This is a genomic window from Kitasatospora sp. NPDC024654, assembly GCF_055559155.1.
This window is the reverse complement of record NZ_JBVHLF010000111.1, coordinates 1-18,327: the sequence shown is the minus strand read 5'-3', so window position 1 is coordinate 18,327 and position 18,327 is coordinate 1. Positions and strand designations below refer to the sequence as shown.

At 76.4% G+C, this 18,327-nt stretch carries 12 protein-coding genes, 1 tRNA gene and 1 pseudogene; 7 read left to right on the top strand and 7 right to left on the bottom strand.

Annotation, left to right across the window (positions count from 1 at the left end; all coding sequences use genetic code 11):
- Positions 1-338 precede the first annotated feature (338 nt).
- Positions 339-1,664: pseudogene (locus tag ACZ38L_RS34745) on the bottom strand (PP2C family protein-serine/threonine phosphatase); the annotation flags it as partial.
- 226 nt (positions 1,665-1,890) lie between these two features.
- Entirely contained in the window at positions 1,891-3,252 is a 1,362-nt protein-coding gene (locus ACZ38L_RS34740) for an NAD(P)/FAD-dependent oxidoreductase (protein WP_465701143.1), read from the bottom strand.
- A gap of 351 nt (positions 3,253-3,603) precedes the next feature.
- Here ACZ38L_RS34740 and ACZ38L_RS34735 point away from each other — a divergent pair, with 351 nt between their 5' ends.
- Both ACZ38L_RS34735 and ACZ38L_RS34730 read left to right on the top strand, forming a co-directional pair.
- On the top strand, positions 3,604-4,530 hold the full coding sequence (locus tag ACZ38L_RS34735) for a TetR/AcrR family transcriptional regulator (protein WP_465701141.1): 927 nt from the start codon (positions 3,604-3,606) through the stop codon (positions 4,528-4,530).
- Positions 4,531-4,760: 230 nt separating this feature from the next.
- Complete coding sequence (locus ACZ38L_RS34730) at positions 4,761-6,869, top strand: sigma-70 family RNA polymerase sigma factor (protein ID WP_465701139.1); 2,109 nt, start codon at positions 4,761-4,763, stop codon at positions 6,867-6,869.
- Positions 6,870-6,876: 7 nt separating this feature from the next.
- Here the strand turns inward: ACZ38L_RS34730 and ACZ38L_RS34725 are convergent, their stop codons facing one another.
- The 3 genes from ACZ38L_RS34725 to ACZ38L_RS34715 form a co-directional block, all read right to left on the bottom strand.
- Positions 6,877-7,578 (bottom strand): DsbA family oxidoreductase, encoded by a 702-nt coding sequence (locus ACZ38L_RS34725; RefSeq protein ID WP_465701137.1) that lies wholly within the window; start codon positions 7,576-7,578, stop codon positions 6,877-6,879.
- A 90-nt stretch (positions 7,579-7,668) separates the two neighbouring features.
- On the bottom strand, positions 7,669-8,208 hold the full coding sequence (locus tag ACZ38L_RS34720; RefSeq protein WP_465701135.1) for a universal stress protein: 540 nt from the start codon (positions 8,206-8,208) through the stop codon (positions 7,669-7,671).
- Between the two features lie 56 nt (positions 8,209-8,264).
- Positions 8,265-10,592 (bottom strand): asparagine synthase-related protein, encoded by a 2,328-nt coding sequence (locus tag ACZ38L_RS34715; RefSeq protein ID WP_465701133.1) that lies wholly within the window; start codon positions 10,590-10,592, stop codon positions 8,265-8,267.
- Positions 10,593-11,550: 958 nt separating this feature from the next.
- Between ACZ38L_RS34715 and ACZ38L_RS34710 the strand changes: the two genes are divergently transcribed.
- From ACZ38L_RS34710 to ACZ38L_RS34690, 5 genes are all read left to right on the top strand, one after another.
- On the top strand, positions 11,551-13,080 hold the full coding sequence (locus ACZ38L_RS34710; RefSeq protein ID WP_465701130.1) for an MFS transporter: 1,530 nt from the start codon (positions 11,551-11,553) through the stop codon (positions 13,078-13,080).
- A gap of 33 nt (positions 13,081-13,113) precedes the next feature.
- Positions 13,114-14,349, top strand: coding sequence for an L-2-hydroxyglutarate oxidase (gene lhgO, locus ACZ38L_RS34705; protein WP_465701128.1), 1,236 nt, complete (start codon positions 13,114-13,116; stop codon positions 14,347-14,349).
- Positions 14,350-14,394: 45 nt separating this feature from the next.
- Positions 14,395-15,258, top strand: coding sequence for a tRNA (guanosine(46)-N7)-methyltransferase TrmB (trmB, locus tag ACZ38L_RS34700; protein WP_465701126.1), 864 nt, complete (start codon positions 14,395-14,397; stop codon positions 15,256-15,258).
- An 87-nt stretch (positions 15,259-15,345) separates the two neighbouring features.
- Positions 15,346-16,371: a PrsW family intramembrane metalloprotease gene (locus ACZ38L_RS34695; protein ID WP_465701124.1), complete on the top strand. Its 1,026-nt coding sequence runs from the start codon at positions 15,346-15,348 to the stop codon at positions 16,369-16,371.
- A gap of 15 nt (positions 16,372-16,386) precedes the next feature.
- Positions 16,387-16,460: transfer RNA gene (locus ACZ38L_RS34690), tRNA-Met, on the top strand.
- Positions 16,461-16,801: 341 nt separating this feature from the next.
- On the opposite strand, the gene ACZ38L_RS34685 is transcribed toward ACZ38L_RS34690, so the two are convergent.
- Together ACZ38L_RS34685 and ACZ38L_RS34680 are read right to left on the bottom strand one after the other, a co-directional pair.
- A complete protein-coding gene (locus ACZ38L_RS34685) occupies positions 16,802-16,999 on the bottom strand; it encodes a hypothetical protein (protein WP_465701122.1) in 198 nt (65 codons plus the stop codon).
- Between the two features lie 60 nt (positions 17,000-17,059).
- Positions 17,060-17,995 carry a tyrosine-protein phosphatase gene (locus ACZ38L_RS34680; protein ID WP_465701120.1) on the bottom strand — a complete coding sequence of 312 codons (936 nt, stop codon included), beginning with the start codon at positions 17,993-17,995 and terminating at the stop codon, positions 17,060-17,062.
- Between the last annotated feature and the right edge of the window lie 332 nt (positions 17,996-18,327).

The window sequence follows — 18,327 nt, the reverse complement described above, 5'->3', positions numbered from 1 at the left end:
TGGCCTTTCGACCGCCTTCCGGCGCTTCAGATCCTAGCAGATCCTCCATGCCCTCCGGCCTTCAAGTGGCCTTCGCCGTAACCGACCTGACGGCCCGTCCGACGCCTCAAACTTTAGCCCAGTCCCGCTCCGAAAAGCGAATCCGGACCCACTCCCGGAAATGCAGACACGACAAAACAGACCGGCCCGCGACAGCGCGCGAAAGGCCGGGCTTCTTGCTGTGAATGGTGTTTCGAGAGAGTGGCTGCACCCGGGACCGGCCGCGCAGACGCGTGTCCGGTGCTCCCTGACAGGCAGCTCGAGGAACACTAGACCTCTGCGGGGACCGAGTCAACCTCCCGGGTCGGCAGCTGGAAGGCGAGCACGGCCACGTCGTCGTCGTGGTCCGCGGTGACCCCCATCGCCCGGAGCAGCCGGGCGCAGACCACGTCGGGCGAGCCGACCGCGCCGGCCAGCGTGCGGGCGAGCCGGCCCAGGCCGTGGTCGATGTCCTGGTCCCGGCGCTCGACCAGGCCGTCGGTGTAGAGGACGCCGGTGGTGCCGGGGAGCAGTCGCAGCGAGTGCGAGGTGTGGCTGCCGTCTCCGGTGCCCAGTGGCGGGCCGTTCTGCTGCTCGCCCTGGAGCACGGTGCCGTCCGGGCAGCGCAGCATCAGCGGGAGGTGCCCGGCCGAGGCGTAGCTGATCGTCCCGGCCTGGGGACCGGGAGGTGCCCCCGGGGCGGAGTCCGGGGGAGGGTCGTAGACGGCGTAGACGCAGGTGGCGATCTGGTTGGCGTCGATCTCCATGGCGAGGCCGTCCAGCAGGGCCATCACCTGGTGCGGTGGCAGGTCCAGCCGGGCGTAGGCACGCACCGCCGTGCGCAGCTGGCCCATCACCGCGGCGGCCCGCAGGCCACGGCCCATCACGTCGCCGATCACCAGCGCGGTCCGGCCGCCGCGCAGGCTGATCACGTCGTACCAGTCGCCGCCGACCGCCGCATCGGCGCCGCCGGGCTGGTAGGTGGCGGCGACCCGGAGGTCGGCGGGCTGCTCCAACTTCTGCGGCAGCAGGCTGCGCTGCAGGGTCACCGCGGCCTCCCGCTGGCGGCGTTCCGCCTCGCGCAGCCGGCTGGCGGCCTGCACCTGGTCGGTGACCTCGGCCGCGAAGATCAGCACCCCGACCGCGGGCGCGGGCGGGAGGTCCCTCCCCAGGCCGGCGCGTTCGTTCGGGACCAGCGGCACGCAGGAGACGTTGAAGCAGCGCGGCCGGCCGCCCGGGCCCGGGTCCAGGATGGTGCGGGCCTTGACGCTGCGGGCCCGTCCGCTGCGGAGCACCTGGTCGAGCAGGGGCAGCACGCCCAGCTCCGCCAGCTCCGGCATCGCCTCGTCGGCGGGCAGTCCGGCCAGGTGGCTGCCGAACAGCTGGTGGTAGGCGTGGTTGGCGTAGCCCAGCCGGTGCCGCGCGCCGTAGGTGACGGCGACCGGCGCGGGCAGCCGGCCCAGCACCTCGCGCAGGTCGTACAGCTCGTGCAGGTCGAGCAGGTGGTCCGGGCAGAGCTGGCCGCCCGAGCCGCCCGGGCCGCCGAGCGGGTCGCGCGGGCCGGGCAGGGCGACCGGGTCGTCCGGTGGAGACGCGAGCCGCCACGGGGCCCCGGTGAGCCGCGCACTCCAGCGCATGAGGTTCAACCGACTGTCGCTTTCTCGGATCGCAGGGTCAGTCACGTTTCGTACTGGCGTTTGCACTCGGCGTGACGATGGTGTCAGGCAGATCCTGTCAGGTGAAGGAGCGGTTCTGGAAGTCGTACGTGTGTTGGTCGTGTTGTACGGCTCTCCCCCGGGCTCCGTCCCGGGGCGCCTCCCGGCCGCCGGGCCGGGGGAAGGAGGTGGCCCGGTGGCCCGGTGGCGGTCCGGGTCAGGACTCCGGCGTGCCCGTCGCCGCCTCGAACTCGGCCCGCGGGTGCTCCAGCGCGCCGAGCGACACCGCCTCGCGGGCGAAGACCGCACCCAGCACCCAGTCGGCCAGCACCCGCACCCGGCGGTCCGGGCTGGGCAGCCCGCGCAGCGTACGGGCCCGGTGCAGCAGCCAGGCCCGGCGGCCACTGAGGCCGCGCCCGTCCCGGTGCGCGACGCCGCGCCGCAGCCCGAGCGAAGTGGAGACCACGGCCGGCGCGGGACGGTACGACTGGACCGGCCGACCGCCGAGGGCCGCCAGCAGGTTGTCGGCGAGCACCGTGGCCTGGGCCAGCGCGTGCTGGGCGTTCGGCGGGCAGGGCTCGCCGAACGTCGCCCGCGGGTCGGGCACCGCCGCGCAGTCGCCGGCCGCCCAGGCGTCGCCGAGCGCGCCGCCTTCCGGGCCGGTCACCTGGAGCGTGCCCAGACATCGCACCCGCCCGACGTCGTCCAGCGGGAGGTCGGTGGCGGCGAGCAGCGGCGCGGGCCGCACCCCGGCCGTCCAGACCAGGGTGCGGGCGGCGAACCGGCTGCCGTCCGAGAGCGCCACCACCCGGCTCTGGGCGGACTCCAGGGTGGTGGCCAGCCGGATGTCCACGTTGCGCTCGCGCAGTTGGACCAGGGCGTGCTCGGCGAGCACCGGCTCCTCCTCGGGCAGGATCCGGTCCGCGGCCTCGGCCAGCACCCAGCGCAGGTCCTCCGGGCCGAGGTTGGGGTAGCCGCGCAGCGCGTGCCGGGCCATGTCCTCCAGTTCGGCGAGCGCGCCGACCCCGGCGTACCCGGCTCCGACGAAGACGAACGTCAGTGCGGCCTGCCGGAGTTCGGGGTCCCGCGTGGACGAGGCGAGGTCGAGCTGGGCCAGCACGTGGTTGCGCAGCCCGACCGCCGCGCCGACGCTGTCGAACCCGCGGCCGTGCTCGGCCAGTCCGGGCAGTGCCGGCCGTCGGGACACCGAACCTACCGTCAGAATCAGCTGCTGATAGTCGAGTTCGAGCTCCTGGCCGCTCGCCGGCAGCAGCCAGGCGCGCCGCCGGGCGTGGTCGATCCGGGCGATCCGGGCGGTCAGCACCCGACAGCGCGGCAGTGCGCGGCGCAGCGGGACCACCACGTGCCGGGGGTCGATCGAGCCCGCCGCGACCTCGGCCAGCAGCGGCCGGTAGGTCAGGTAGGGCGTGGTCTCGACCAGGGTGATCTCCGCCCGGCCGGAACGGAGTTGGTCCCGCAGCCCGTGCTGCAACCGCAGCGCCGCGGTCAGCCCGGCGCATCCGCCGCCCACGATCAGGATCCGGATGGTGCCACCCCCTGTCGATGTGACCTGGTTCACGCATCCATGACGCACCGGGGAAGCGTCTCTTGTCCACAGCGCGTACCGGATCCGCCGGACCGGGCGCGGTGCGGGCAGGGGTTCCGGGCGGCTCGGGCGACGTCAATTCGTCACCCCGGGTGGTGAATCCATTACGGCCTGATTTACCGTTGGCCGACCGGCCCGACTGGTGCACGCTGAAACGGGGAAGGGTAGTCCGCAGGCGATCCCGGCCCGTGCGCTCCGGGCTGACGGTCATTCGGGCGCCACCCCGGGGGCCGACCGGTGACGCCGGGTCGCGGCGTGCCGAGGACGGCTGCGCGGACCACGCGTAGCGTCCGGACCGGGCTCCGATGGGGGAGGGTTGGAACGATGGAACAGGATCACGTGCTGGGGGAACCGGCCGCGCAGCTCGGCGCGGTACCGGCTGCCGTGCCGGAGCAGCGGTCCCCGCTGCCCGGTGGGTACCGGGAGATCAACGGCGGGGCGCGGCACGAGCCCGCGGACGGCGAGCGACGGACGGACGGCGAGCGGCCGGCTGCGGGCGGTGCCGGCCCGGGCGAGCGGCCGGCCGGCGGGGCCCGGCTGCGGGTGGACGCGCGGCGCAACCTGGAGAGTGTGCTGCGCGCCGCCCGCGAGGTGTTCGGCGAACTCGGCTACGACGCGCCGATGGAGGAGGTGGCCCGGCGCGCCGGGGTCGGCGTCGGCACGGTGTACCGGCGCTTCCCCAGCAAGGAGGTGCTGGTCCAGCGGATCGCCGCGGAGGAGGTCGCCTGGCTGACCGCGCGGGCCCGGGAGGCGCTGTACGGGTCGGCCGGGCCGTGGGAGGCACTGGCGACGTATCTGGCGACCGCGGTGGCCAGCGGGGCCGGGCGGCTGCTTCCGCCGGAGGCGTTCCGGTACGCCGAGGAGCTGGCCCGGGTGCCCGAGCAGCGGCTGCCGCGGGACGGCGCGGAGCCGCTCGGGACCTTCGGGGCCTGGGCGGCGACGGGGTCGGTGGTCGCGGACCCGCAGGGTGCGGACGAGCCCACGCCCGGGCTCGGTGCGGTGCCGACCGCGCTGCTGGGTGCCGTCGGCACCCCCGACGCCGAACCGCGCCGGCTGCTCCAGCTGCTGGCCGCGCTGGTCGCCCGGGCCGCCGCCGCGGGCGAGCTGCGCGGCGGGATCACGGTGTCGGAGATCGTCCTGGTGCTCACCGCCGCCGTGCCGGCCTCGATCGGGCGGGGCGTCAGTGCGAGCGCGGAGGAACCCGCCACGCGGTTGCTGCGCATCCTGCTGGACGGCCTGCGGGCCGGCTGACCCGGGGCCGGCACGGGGGCCGGCGTCAACTGGCGTGGACGCCGCGGCCGGACAGGACGTCGGCGTGCTCCCCGGAAGAGTGGGTCCGAACGACTCTGGCTTCCGCACCACCCGCCGCTATGCCATTCTTTGGCCGTGGTTGGAGCCAATGTCCCAGTGCGCACCCTTCGGAGCACCGCGGTCGGTGGTGCGCCGAAGGTGCTTCCGGCTCGCCATCGTTGGAGCGGGCGATGAGCGCCGAGGAGCGGGACGAGTACGACTACGCCGGGTTCGGCATCGAACCGGGCACCGAGCCGACCGCCGGTCAGGTCCCGGGTCAGGGCGGTGCCCCGTCCCGGGAGTCGCTCTCCGGGCCGTCCTCCACCCCCGGGGTGGCCGGGCGGGTCCCCGCCCAGGCCAACCCCGGGCAGGGCGGGGTCACCCCGGAGGCGTTCGTCGACCGCGCCGGCCCGCGCTCCCTCCCGGAGCCCGACGGCCGGGTCCCGCTCGGCACCGTGCCGCCGCCGGCCGACCCCGTGGACGGCGACCGGCCGCCCTCCGACGCCGAGTTGACCGCCGCGGTGCGGGCCGGCGACGACCGCGCGTACGAGGAGCTGTACCGCCGGCACGCCGACTCGGTGCGCCGGTACGCCCGTTCGTGCTGCCGGGACAGCTTCACCGCCGAGGATCTCGCGGGTGAGGTCTTCGCCCGCACCCTGCAGGCGCTGAAGGCCGGCAAGGGACCGCAGTTCGCGGTCCGCGCCTACCTGCTGACCGCCGTCCGCAACGTCGCCGCGGCCTGGGCGCGCAGCGAGCGGCGTGAGCAACTGGTCGACGACTTCGGCGCGTTCACCCAGTCCGCGACCGCCGCCGCGATCGAGTGCGACCTCGCCGACCCGGGCGCGGACGCCTGGGCGATGGCGCAGGCGGACCAGCGGATGGTGATGCGGGCCTTCGCCGAACTACCCGAGGACGATCGGGTGCTGCTCTGGCACACCGAGGTCGAGCAGGAGTCGCCGAAGACCGTCGCGGTGCTGCTCGGCAAGACCGCCAACGCCACCGCCGTGCAGGCGCACCGCGCGCGCTCGCGGCTGGCGGCCGGGTTCCTGCAGGCCCACGTGGCGGACGACCGGCCGCAGGGCTGCGAGGAGTACGCCAACCGGCTGGGCCGGTACGCCCGGGGGGCGCTGCGCAAGCGGGCCTCCGCCGAGGTCGGCCAGCACCTGCGGGAGTGCGACCGGTGCACGGCCGCCTATCTGGAGCTGGTCGACATCAACCACGGCCTGCGGGTGGTGCTGCCTGGTGGCGTGCTGCTCTGGGTCGGCGGTGGGGCGTTCTCGGCGGCCGCGCTCGGCGCGGGTGCGCTGGCGGGCGGTGCGGCGGCCGGGGGCGCGGCGGCGGGGTCCGCGGGCGGGTCAGCGGCAGCGGGTGCCGGCGGCGCGGGGGCGGCCGGCGGCGCCGGGGCGGCCGGCGGCGAGGGGATCGGTACCGCGGCCAAGGCGGGCATCGCGGCCGCCGTGGCGGTGGCCGCCGTGGCCGCCGTCGCCTACGCGCTGACCGGTGGCTCGCGGCCGGCGCCGCCCGCTGCCGAGCCCGCGCCGACCAGCAGCGCCCCGGCCGCCCCGGCGCCGCCGCCGTCACCACCCCCCACGGTGACGGCCGCGCCGACGCCCCCTGCGGCACCGACCCCGGCCGCCCCGTCCCCGGCGGCCCCGACCAGGCCCCCGGCGCCGACGCCGTCCCCCGTCCCGATCCCGGCCGCGAGCCGCGCGGTCGTCGCGCCCGCCCCACCGCCACCACCGGTGCCGATCCCGCCGGCGGTGCCGACGCCCGTGCGCCCGGTGGTCCCGACGCCGGCGCCGGCCCCCGTGGCGACTCCGCCGACCGTGCCGACCAGCCCTCCGGCGCTGCCGCCGACCAGCTACTGGATGGACGAGCTGCCGTTCGGCCGGGGCGGCGACCGGGCGCCGCAGTCCGGCCCGGTGATCGACCGTCGGGGCAGCGACTGGCTCTGGCAGCGCCAGGGCCTGCGGATGTCCGGTGAGTTCTATCCGCGCGGCATCACCGTGCACGCCCCCTCGACGGTGACCGTCGAACTCGACCGGGCCTGCACCGCCTACGACGCGGTGGTCGGGCTGGACGACCTGTCGCTCGCGCCCGGGCGGGTGGTCTTCTCGGTCACCGGCGACGACGGGCAGCGGCTCTGGACGTCCCCCGCACTGCACGCCGGGGACGTGCCGGTGCCGGTGCACGTGCCGCTGGCCGGCCAGCACTCGATCCGGCTGGTGGTCGATCCGACCGACGGCTGGTGGTCGGCCGGGAACCTGGCCGACTGGGCCAGCGCCCGGGTCACCTGCTGATCGCGCGTCAGGCGCCCGGCACCGCACAGGTGCCGTCCGCGCAGGCCTCGGCGCCGTCCGCCACCGGGACGGTGGCACCGGTCTCGACCGCCACCTGCTCCAGCACCCGCAGGAAGGTCTCGGTCTCCTGCCCGCCCTGGACCGCCCAGCGGCCCTCGAAGACGAAGGTCGGCACGGCGCTGACACCCAGCGCGCGGGCCTCGGCGAGCTGGGCGCGGACCTCCGCCGCGCCCTCCTCGCCGGCCAGGTAGTCGGTCACCCGTTGCCGGTCGAGGCCGGCCGCCACCGCGACCTCGGTGAGCGCGGCCCGGTCGCCGACGTCCACACCGTCGCTGAAGTGCGCCTTGAGCAGCGCCTCCTTGAGCACGCCCTGGACGGCCGGGCCGTACTCGCTCTCCGCCAGGTGCAGCAGCCGGTGGCCGAGGAAGGTGTTGGCGTGCAGCGCGGCGTCGAAGTCGTAGGCGATGCCCTCGGCGCGGCCCAGCTCGGCCACCCGGGCGTCCATCGCCACCGACTGCGGGCCGTACCGCTCGGCCAGCCAGGCGCGGTGCGGGCTGGCCGTCGCCGGCGCGTCCGGGACCAGCTGGTACGGCCGGTAGACCACCTCGACGTCGGCCCGGCCCGCGAAGCGTTCGAGCGCCTGGTCGAAGCGGCGCTTGCCGATGTAGCACCACGGGCAGGCGATGTCCGAGTAGATCTCGACCTTCATGGGGCGGGGGCTCCTGTCAACAGAGGGGGCGGCAACTGGACCGGACGGGTGAACCGAAATGTCCGGGTTGCTATTCCCCTGTCGGGTGGCTCAGCGGCGGGCCGGGGCCGGGACCACCAGCACCGGGCAGGCCGCGTGGTGCACCGCGGCCGTGCTCACCGAACCGAGCAGCAGCCGGCTGAAGCCGCCGTTGCCGCGGGCCCCGACCACCAGGGTGTGCTGGCCGGCGCTGCAGGCGAGCAGCTCCTGGATCACCTGCCCGAGCACCACCTGCAGCGACAGCCGGCCCTCGAACGGCCGGTCGCGGGCCCGCTCGACGGTGGCCACCGCGCGGCGCAGCCCGTCCGCCGTGCTCGCGGTGAGCCGCTCGGTGCTCTCCTGCACGAGTTCGGTCATGCCGGGCGGGTAACCGCCGGGGGACGGGTCGACCACGGCGAGCACGTGGAGCGGGAGGCCGAACAGCTCGGCCTCGGTCATCGCCCGGTCCAGCGCCCAGAGCGAACCGTCCGAGCCGTCGCAGGCCGCCAGGATGCCGGGGGGCTGCGGCGGGCCGGGCGGGAGGGTGGAGAACGTCACGGGGGCGGGCCGGTCGGCGGTGGCCGGATCGCTGGACGGGTCGCTGCTGGTCACACCGTCATGATCCGGGTGCCCGTGGTCGTCGTCCGGCAACGCCACAGCGGCGGGGCTCAGTGGAACCGGGCCCCGGCGACCGCGCGCCGCTGCGGGAGCGGCAGACCGGTCCAGCACGAACCGTGCCGGCGGGCCTGCCAGCGGCGCAGCCACAGCTCGGTGGCGATCAGGTCGGTCAGGCCGTCCAGGGCTCCCGGTGGGAGGGTGGCGTGCTGGTCGGTGGCCCGCCCGAGGGCGCGCCGGACGGCCGGCAGGTCGATCAGCCCGGCCTCGGCGAGCAGCGGCTCGCGGAACAGCTCGGCCAGCGGATCGGCCACTTGGCGCAGCCCCTCGCGGGCGGCGTCGGCCCGGTTCGGACGCGGCGCACGCCCCCAGTCGGCGGGCAGGTCGGCCCGGCCCGCGCCGGCCAGCACCGCCCGCAGCAGCGCCGGCCGGGCGCCCGGTTGCAGCCGGACGTCGAGCGGGAGCAGCCGGGCGGCCCGGACCACCCGGTTGTCCAGGAACGGCGCGTGCAGTCGCTGCCCGTGCTGCTCGGCGGCCTGCACCAGGACGCGGTAGCCGGCGGCGTGGTGGTGCAGCGCCAGCCGGGCCCGCCGGGCGCCGGGCATCTCGGCCGGTGCCGGCCCGCGGCCGGCCAGCCGGAGCCGCAGCGCGACCGCGGAGAGCGCGTCGTCGGAGAGCCAGCGGGCGGCCGGCCCGGGCACACACCAGACCAGGTCGGCGGCCGAGTGCGCCCCTGCGGTGAATTGCGCGCCGGAGCGTGCGCTGATCCGCGCGCCGCCGAGCACACCGGCGCGGGCCCGCGCCCCGTCCGGACCGCGACGCGCGGTGAGCTGGACCGCCGCGTCGTCCAGCGCCTCGGCGTACGGCCGGCGGGCCAGCCGGCGGGCCGCCCGCAGCACGGTGACCGGGGTGCGGACCGCCCCGGTGAGCGTCCCGGCCAGCGCCCGGTCGGCGCCCGCCAGCGCGGCGACCGGCGGCAGCAGCTCGCGCGGCCGGCCGTCCCGGACCAGGTCGGCCAGCCGGGCCGGGTGCCCGTCCAGGACCTGCCGGGCGCCGTAGCCGGTCAGGTGGTCGCTGCCACCCGCGCGCAGCCGGGCACCGATCGCGGCGGCGCTGGTCAGCGCCCGGCCGGGCTCGTCGGGGAGCGGGCCGGCCAGCGGGTCGTCGGCCAGGTCCGCGAACGGCAGGGTCTCCGGGGTGGCGGCCAGTACGGTGTGCCGCAGCCGCGCGGCGTCGGGCGCCGCCGGGGCGGTCGGCGGCGACTCCCGCAGGGTGACGGCGGTGAGCAGCTCGGGCTCGGCGGGCCCGACCGGCTCGCGGTGCGCGGGCCTGGCCCAGGAGCCCCGGGTCGCGCCACTGCGCGGGGCCGCGGCCACCGGCTCCGTGCCGACCGGCTCCGTGCCGACCGGGCCGCGCCCGATCGGCACCGCGGCGGCCAGCAGCGCCACCGTGGTCGAGGCCGTCCCGTACGAGAGGTCGGCGCCGATCCGCGGCCGGTCGGGGCCCGGGCCCGGGCCGGCCGGCGAGCTGCGCACCCGGGACCGGACCGCCTCCAGCAGGCTGCGGGTCAGCTCCCGGACGGCCGGCGCCTCCCCACCCGGGCCCGACCCGCTGCCCGCCGCACCCTCGTCGTCGTACGAGGTCAGCTGCGCCCGGCCGGCGCGCACCGCCAGCGTGTGGCCGGGCGGGACCCGCTGCACGCCGACGTACGGGGTGCCGGTGCCGAGTGCCTCGGGCGACTCCGGGCAGGCCAGCCGGGCGGCCAGGTGGCCGGTGTCCACCGCGGCGCCGATCAGGTCGGCCAGCGGCAGGCCGGCCGTGGCGTAGGCGGTGCCGCCGCACCAGGGGGTGTGGAAGACCGGCTGCGCCCCGGCCAGGTCGGTGAGCAGCAGGGTGCTGCGGGTGCCGCTCCGCAGCACCACGGTGTAGCTGCCGGGCCAGCCGGACAGGTGGCGGACCGCGCCACCGCGGGCGGCGGCCAGGCCGGCCACGAGTTCGTCGTCGGTGGCGCCGCAGTGGCCGAGCACGGCGAGCCGGACCACGCTCTCCGGGTCGGCGGAGAGGTCGCTGGTGACCGGGCCGGTGAGCACCTCGGGGGGTCGCCCGGGCCGCAGCACGGCCTGCCGGAGCTCCTCGGGCCGCCAGTCGCCGACCGCCCAGAGCGGGTCGGGGCCCTCCCAGAGCGTGGTGGCGGCCAGCGGGCGGACGGCGGCCAGCGCCTCCAGCGCCTCGTGCAGGGCGGGGTGTGCGGACGGCGTGCGAGAGGTCGGCGGGGCGTGCGGGCCGGATGGGCGCGCCCCCGGCGAGGCCGGGACGGACCGCCGAGGGGGCGGGATCCGGGAGCCGGACACTCCGCCGCTCCAGCCCGTCAGCCACCGCATCGCGCCTCCACCGGGTGTGGACGTCTCGGGGCGCGGCCGGCGACCTTTCGTCAGGTCGGGCCCGCGCCAGGAGACATCGTGCCATCGGTGGCGGGGAACGCGTCCTCGCCCGGGGTCGGGTGATTCCGGGGACAGGGAGGACAAGTCAGGAAATAGCGTCGGGAAATGGTCGGGACACCAGGCGCCGCGCGGACCGGGCCTCCCCCTCCGTGGCCCGGGCCGCGCGGCTGGGAGGCCGACCGCACCCCGGTCGCTCCGCCGCTCCGGCCGGATCGGACCGGCCGATCCGGTCGGCCCCGGTCGGGTGCGGTGCGCCGCGCGTCCGATTCGCGGCGCACCGTACCCGGGCCGAACCGGCCGCCCGACCCCTCGCTGGTGCCTGGACCAGCGCGAACGCCAGGACCGCGGCACCGTCCGGCAAAGGCGTCATGGCCATGGCCACATGGCCGAAAAGCGGCGCAAGCCCGGGAGGGCATCCGCATGCCCTCCCGGACCTCGGCCACCGCCCGCGGGGAACAGAGGCAGCGGCATCCCCCGGCCCGCCGGGTCCTCGACGGCGGGCCGACCCACAGCCCCTAGCGAACTGCTGCGCCGTCGGACGAGCCAGGGGGCACAGGTGGGCGCACGTGGACACGGGACCGGAGCACGGCACTCCTCACCGGCGACGCGCTCCCCCGACCGAAGGACCGGCCGTGCCGTGCCGACGCCACGACGTCCGGGAGCCCGATCGCCACCCCCCGTGCGCCACCCCTCCGGCCACCCCGCCCGGACGGCCCGGAGTGCGCGATCCCGCCAACCGGAATGCCGCCCCTTAACCCTGGGAACCCGGCCGACTACGCTAGGTTCCACCGCATCGGGCGGGGCCTGCCCGCAGAATCGGCCCGCCCCGTGAGCCACCCACGCCGCACAGGCCTTCGGATACACCGCGAGAACACCGCCAGGGGGTGCCGCCGCCGCCATGAGCATCAGCCCACGAGGACCGAACGAACGGCTCGGCGCCCTGCTGACGCAGGCCCAGATCAGCAACGCCGGCCTGGCCCGCCGGGTCAACGACCTGGGCGCCCAGCGCGGCCTGACGCTGCGCTACGACAAGACCTCGGTGGCCCGCTGGGTCGGCAAGGGGATGGTCCCGCAGGGCCCGGTGCCGCACCTGATCGCCACCGCGATCGGCGGCAAGCTGGGCCGGCCGGTCCCGCTGGAGGAGATCGGGCTCGGCGACACCGACCCCACCCCGGAGCTGGGGCTGGCCTTCCCCCGCGAGGTCGCGAACGCCGTCCGCTCGGCGACCGACCTGTGGCGGGTCGACCTGGAGCTGCGTCGCGGGCCGGGCGGCGGACGGTGGAGCGACAGCCTGGCCGGGACGTTCTCGGTGGCGGCGTACGCGACGCCGGTGGCCCGCTGGCTGATCACCCCGGCGGACGGCTCGGTGGCCCGCGGCGAGCGGCCCGCGAACGAGGCCGGCGCCCGCCCACCGGCGGCCCCGCCGAGCGCCGCGTCCGCCCCTGCCACCGCCGCCGGCCAGGCCACCCCCGCCCTCCCCGCCGCCCGGTCCGGCACCGAGCGCCCCTCCTACCGGGTCGGGCAGTCGGACGCCGCCAAACTGCGCGAGGCCGCCCAGGAGGCCCGCCACTGGGACTCCAAGTACGGCGGCGGTGACTGGCGTTCGTCGATGGTCCCGGAGTGCCTGCGGGTGGAGGCGGCGCCGCTGCTGCTCGCCTCCTACAGCGACGCGGTGGGCCGGGCGCTGTTCGGCGCGACCGCCGAACTGACCAGACTGGCCGGCTGGATGGCGTTCGACACCGGCCAGCACGAGGCGGCCCAGCGCTACTACATCCAGGCGCTGCGGCTGGCCCGGGCCGCCGCCGACCTGCCGCTCGGCGGCTACGTGCTGGCCTCGATGAGCCTGCAGGCCTGCTACCGCGGCTTCGCCGAGGAGGCGGTCGACCTGGCCCAGGCGGCCCTGGAGCGCAACCGCGGCCTGGCCACCGCCCGGACCATGAGCTTCTTCCACCTGGTGGAGGCCCGCGCGCAGGCCCGCGCGGGCAACGCGCCGGCGTGTTCGGCGGCGCTCGCCGCCGCTGAGGGCGCGCTGGAACGATCACGCGCCGGGGATCCCGATCCGGCCTGGATCGACTTCTACGCCTACGACCGGCTGGCCGCCGACGCCGCCGAGTGCTTCCGCGACCTCGGCGTGCCCGCCAAGGTGCGCCAGTTCACCCGGGAGGCGCTGGCCCGCCCGACCGAGGGCTTCGTCCGCTCGCACGGGCTGCGTCTGGTGGTCTCCGCGATGGCCGAGGCGGAGGCCGGCAACCTGGACGCCGCCGTGGAGGCCGGCGAGCGCGCCGTGGAGGTGGCCGGACGGATCTCCTCGCAGCGCAGCCGGGAGTACGTGCTGGAGATGATCCGCCGCCTGGAGCCCTACCAGGGGGAGCGCCGGGTCAGGGAGTTGACCGAGCGCGCCCGGCTGGTGCTGGCCGCCCCGGCCTGATCCGGACGGCGACCGGCCGAGGAGAGGACCACGGTGGCGTACGACTACGACGTCCTGGTGGTGGGCGGCGGCATCGTCGGCCTCGCCACCGCCTACGCGCTGACCGGGGAGCGGCCCGGCCTGCGGATCGGCGTGCTGGAGAAGGAGGCCGCCCCGGCCCGCCACCAGACCGGCCGCAACAGCGGGGTGATCCACAGCGGGGTCTACTACCGCCCCGGCTCGCTGAAGGCCCGCTACACCACCGAGGGCGCCGCCGCGCTGGTGGAGTTCTGCCGCGCGCAGCAGTTGCCGCACCGGGTGACCGGCAAGCTGATCGTCGCCACCCGCCCCGACGAGCTGCCCCGGCTGGCCGCGCTGGCCGGGCGCGGACGGGCCAACGGCATCCCGGTCGAGGAGTTGACGCCGGCCGGGATCCGTGTCCACGAGCCCGAAGTGGCCGGCCTGGCCGGGCTGCGGGTGGCCACCACCGGGATCTGCGACTTCGCCGAAGTCGCCCGCCGCTATGCCAAGTTGGCTCAGGCGCGGGGTGCCGAGCTACGGACCGGGAGCGAGCTGCGGGCGATCGTCCGCCGCCCGGACGGCGTGACCGTGCGGACCGGCACCGACGAGCTGCGCTGTGCGGTGCTGGTCAACTGCGCGGGCCTGCAGAGCGACCGGGTGGCCCGGCTGGCCGGCGACGACCCGGGCGCGCGGATCGTCCCGTTCCGCGGCGAGTACTACGAACTCGCGCCCGACCGGCGGGACCTGGTCAGGGGACTGGTCTACCCGGTACCGGACCCGGCGTTCCCGTTCCTCGGCGTGCATCTGACCCGCGGCGTCCACGGGGACGTCCACGTCGGCCCCAACGCGGTGCCCGCGCTGGCCCGCGAGGGCTATGACTGGCGGACCGTCCGGCTCGGCGACCTGGCCGACACCCTGCGCTTCCCCGGCAGTTGGCGGCTCGCCCGGCGGCACTGGCGCTACGGCTGCGGGGAGTTGCACCGCTCGCTCTCCAAGCGGGCCTTCACCGCGGCGGTCCGCCGGCTGCTGCCGGCCGTCCGGCCCGAGGACCTGGTCCGCGCCGGGGCCGGCGTGCGGGCCCAGGCGGTGGCCCGGGACGGCTCGCTGCTGGACGACTTCGCCTTCGCCGGCTTCGACCCGGCCGACCCCACCTCGCCGCGCCGCCTGGTGCACGTGCTCAACGCCCCCTCCCCCGCCGCGACCGCCTCGCTGCCGATCGGACGGGAGGTCGCCCGGCGGGCACTGGCCGCGCTGGCCGCCGGCGGCTGACACCCCTGGGATCCGCTCGACCGGCCCCGTAAACTCGACGGCATTGTGACTTCGACTGCCTCCACCCCCCAGCTCCCCGCCCAGGGCGGCCGCCCGACCTCCCGTCCCGCGCACTCCCCGTCCGCCCGGCTGTCCGCCGCCCCGGCGGGCTACCCGGCGCCGATGTACCCGCACCGGGCCACCGAGGAACAGCACAGCGAGCGGCGGATCCGCAGCTTCCAGCCGCGCCGCGGCCGAATGACCCCGGCCCAGGCCGGCGCGCTGGACCGCGGCTGGGAGCGCTGGGGCCTGGCGATCGACGGCACCCCGCTCTCGCTGCCCGAGCTGTTCGGCGGCCTCCCGGTCACCCTGGAGATCGGCTTCGGGATGGGCGAGACCACCGCCGCGATGGCCGCCGCCGACCCGGCCATGGGCATCCTGGCCGTGGACGTGCACACCCCCGGGCACGGCAACCTGCTCAGCCTGCTGGAGAAGAACGGCGCGCAGAACGTCCGGCTGGCCGCCGGCGACGCGGTGATCCTGCTGCGCGACATGCTGCCCGACTCCTGCCTGGCCGGCCTGCGGGTCTACTTCGCCGACCCGTGGCCCAAGCCGAAGCACCACAAGCGCCGGCTGGTCCAGCCGTCCTTCCTCGACCTGGTGCTGCCCCGGCTCGCCCCGGGCGCCCTGGTGCACTGCGCGACCGACTGGGAGCCGTACGCCGAGCAGATGCTCGACGTGCTCTCGGCCCGGCCCGAGCTGGTCAACCTGCACCCCGAGGGCGACGGCAGCGACTGGCCGGAGGAGCGCGCCGACGGCGGCGTCCCCGGCTACGCCCCGCGCCCGGACTGGCGCCCGGTGACCAAGTTCGAGCGCGCCGGTCTGGCCAAGGGCCACGTCGTCCACGACCTGCTGTTCCGCAGGCGCTGACCGGCTGCCCTCACGTCCGGTGAACGGAGTGGCACTGAATGTGTCACTCCGCTCCCGCCGGACGCCGCCGTCCCCTACGCTTCCCGGGTGAGCAGTCCGTCCCTCGACGGACCCGCCGCACCCGGACGGCCGGGGGCGGAGCGGGCCACCGACCGTCTGCGCCGGTTACCGGCCGGACCGGCCGCCACCACGCTGCTGCTGGCGGCCTGCGGGGTGGCGATCCTGCACCTGGTGCAGCGGCAGACCGGCACCACGGGCCTGCTGGTCGGCCTCGGCCTGGCGCTGCTCCCGCTGCCGTTCGTGCTCGGCGCGCTGGCCTGGCTCAACCAGAGCGCCCGGGTGCCCACCGCCCGGCTGGCCCTCTGCCTGGCCTGGGGTTCCTGCGCGGCCACCACGGTGGCGCTGCTCGCCAACGGCTGGGCCAGCAGCTACCTGACCTCGCTGCAGGGCAGCGCCCGGGGTGCGACGCTCGGCTCCGACCTCGCCACCCCGCTGATCGAGGAGAGCGCCAAGGGCGCCGTCCTGCTGCTCACCGTGCTGCCGCTGCGCCGTCACCGGACCCGCCGGGGCACCGGCCCGACCCCGCCGGCCCGCGCCCGGCTGCGCCGCCGCGCGGTCGCCGTCGGGCTGGTCCTCAGCGGCTGCACCGCCTGCGGCTTCGCCTTCACCGAGAACGTGCTCTACCTGGGCCGCGCCTTCACCGACGACCAGCAGCAGCGCCTCGACTCGATCGGCCTCGGCCTGAGCCCCAGCCTGCGCGACTACGACGACACCGTGCACACCTTCGTGCTGCGCGCCCTGCTCTCGCCGTTCGCGCACCCGCTCTTCTCCGCGCTCACCGGCCTCGGCCTGGCCGTCGCGCTGACCACCGCGCGCCGCCGGCTGGCCCGCCTCGCCGCCCCGGCCGGGCTGCTGGCGGCGACCGCCCTGCACGGCGTCTGGAACGCCGCGGCCGGCCTGGGCACCCACGACTTCCTGCTGGTCTACCTGCTGCTCATGGTCCCCTGCTTCGCCGCCCTGACCGCCCTGGCCTGCTGGGCCGCGGCCTGCCCCGGCCGGCCCGGGCGGAGTGCTCCGGAAACCCGATTTCCCTTCGGCGCGACCATCCCGTAAGGTTGGGTTCACCGACGCGGGGTGGAGCAGCTCGGTAGCTCGCTGGGCTCATAACCCAGAGGTCGCAGGTTCAAATCCTGTCCCCGCTACTACGTGGCACCGAAGGGCCCGGCAGATTCGTCTGCCGGGCCCTTCGGCCGTTCCCGAATAAATCCGTTGCCTCCGGCCGGAGCCTCTGCCTATCGTGGCGACACACTGAAAGGAGGTGATCCTGAGTTGAGTACCACCAGGATGCGTGAGGTGGCTGCTCGCTAGAGCCGCCCCTGCCACTGACCCGGCAAGGGTCGGCGGGCGAAAATCCCAGCAGTCACCCGGCCCGTGGGCTCGCCGGTACATCCCCGGCGCCGCGGCGGTTCGCCGCCGCGGAGACAGCCCACGGGCCGTCTGCGTACCCGGGGGTCGGTACGCCAGCAGGCCGGCCACCGGCCGATCAGCTCACCGGCCCGGCCAGGCCCGTCTCGCGGTCGAGGAGGACCGGCCGGCCCCGGCCGCCACCGCGCCCACCGCCGGCCGGCCCGACCCACTGCGCCGGCCCCCGGTCCGCCGGGGTGGCGGTCGGCGGCGCGCCGGGCGGGCTCGCCCTCGCGACGGCCGGTGCCGCGAGCGTCCCACCGCTCGGCAGTGTCATCGCGCTGCTCAGCCTGCTCGGCGTGCGCCGAGTCACGCGATCACGAACGGTGTTGGGTGCTCATTCCAGCAGCAGCGCACGCAACGCGGACACTTCGCCGTCGGTCAGTCCGTGGTCACCCAAGTACGCCTGCGCGCTGCCGTGTTGAGACCGCACCCGGGCCAGCAGGTCGGTGATCAACTCGACCCGGACCGGGTACGACAGCCGGATCACCCCGTGCGCGTCCTCGTACTCCACCGGTCCGTCCAGCAGGCCCAGGCCCTCGTTGGAGAGCAGGTAGTCGGCGGTGATCTCCTCGTCCGACACCCCCAGCAGGGCCAGCAACAGCGCCGACAGGATGCCGGTGCGGTCGCGGCCCACCGCGCAGTGCACCAGCGCGGGCAGCGCCGCCGGCTCGAGCAGCCGGCGCAGCGCGGCGACCAGGACCGGCCCTGCGGTGTCGATGATCAGCGGATAGATCTCGGTGAGCGGGAGGTCGCCGCGGTCCACGCCGTCCTGCGGCAGCAGCGGGAAGTGCGCGAGGGTGACGGACAGGTCGTGGGTGCGGTCGGGGAAGCGCTCCAGCTCGATCGGGTCGCGCAGGTCGAGGACCGTCCGGACACCCAGCTTGGCCAGCTCACGGGCGCCCTCCGCGGTCAACTCGGCCAGCCAGCCGGAACGGTAGAGCAGCCCGGACCGGAGGCGGCCCGGACCGCCGAGGTCGCGGGCGTTCCTCAGACCGGGTATCGCCAGCAGCCGAGGAGGGCGGGTGTCCGTCAGGAGCTGGTCCAGGAGTTCGTCCATGGGGCAGCACGGTAGCGAGCCGGCCGGGACAGGGCGAGCACGTATCGCCGGCCGGCGCGACACCCGCAGCTCGCCGGCGACCCGGTGGCGGCCGAGCGCGAAGCGCAGCCCGTCCAGGTGCGGGCAGCGCCGGCTGAACCCGTCGTGCAACGGGTGGACCAGCACCTCGCCGTCGGGCGCGGTGACCCGGACCAGCTCCAGCAGCGCGGCCAACTGGGCTTCTGGCCCGAAGCGTTCGGGGTAGGCGAAACGTACGGGCCCCGGCCACCAGTCCGGCGGCGCCGCCCGGGCAGTCCAGCACCCGGCCGGGCAGCGCCCGCAGCGCGGCTCGGCTGAGGCCGAAGAGCTCGCAGTACTCGTCGAGCGGGCGCGAGGTGATCAGCATGAGCGCATCGCAGCACGCCACCGCCCGCCCCGCACGGCGGACCGCGCGCCCGGCGCAACCGGCCGCCCTAGTGCTGCTCCGCGTTAATTCGTGGAGGGGTGTTGATCAAGTGGCCGGGCCGCCGAGGTAGAGGCCGCAGGCACAGTCGAAGCAGTCCTCG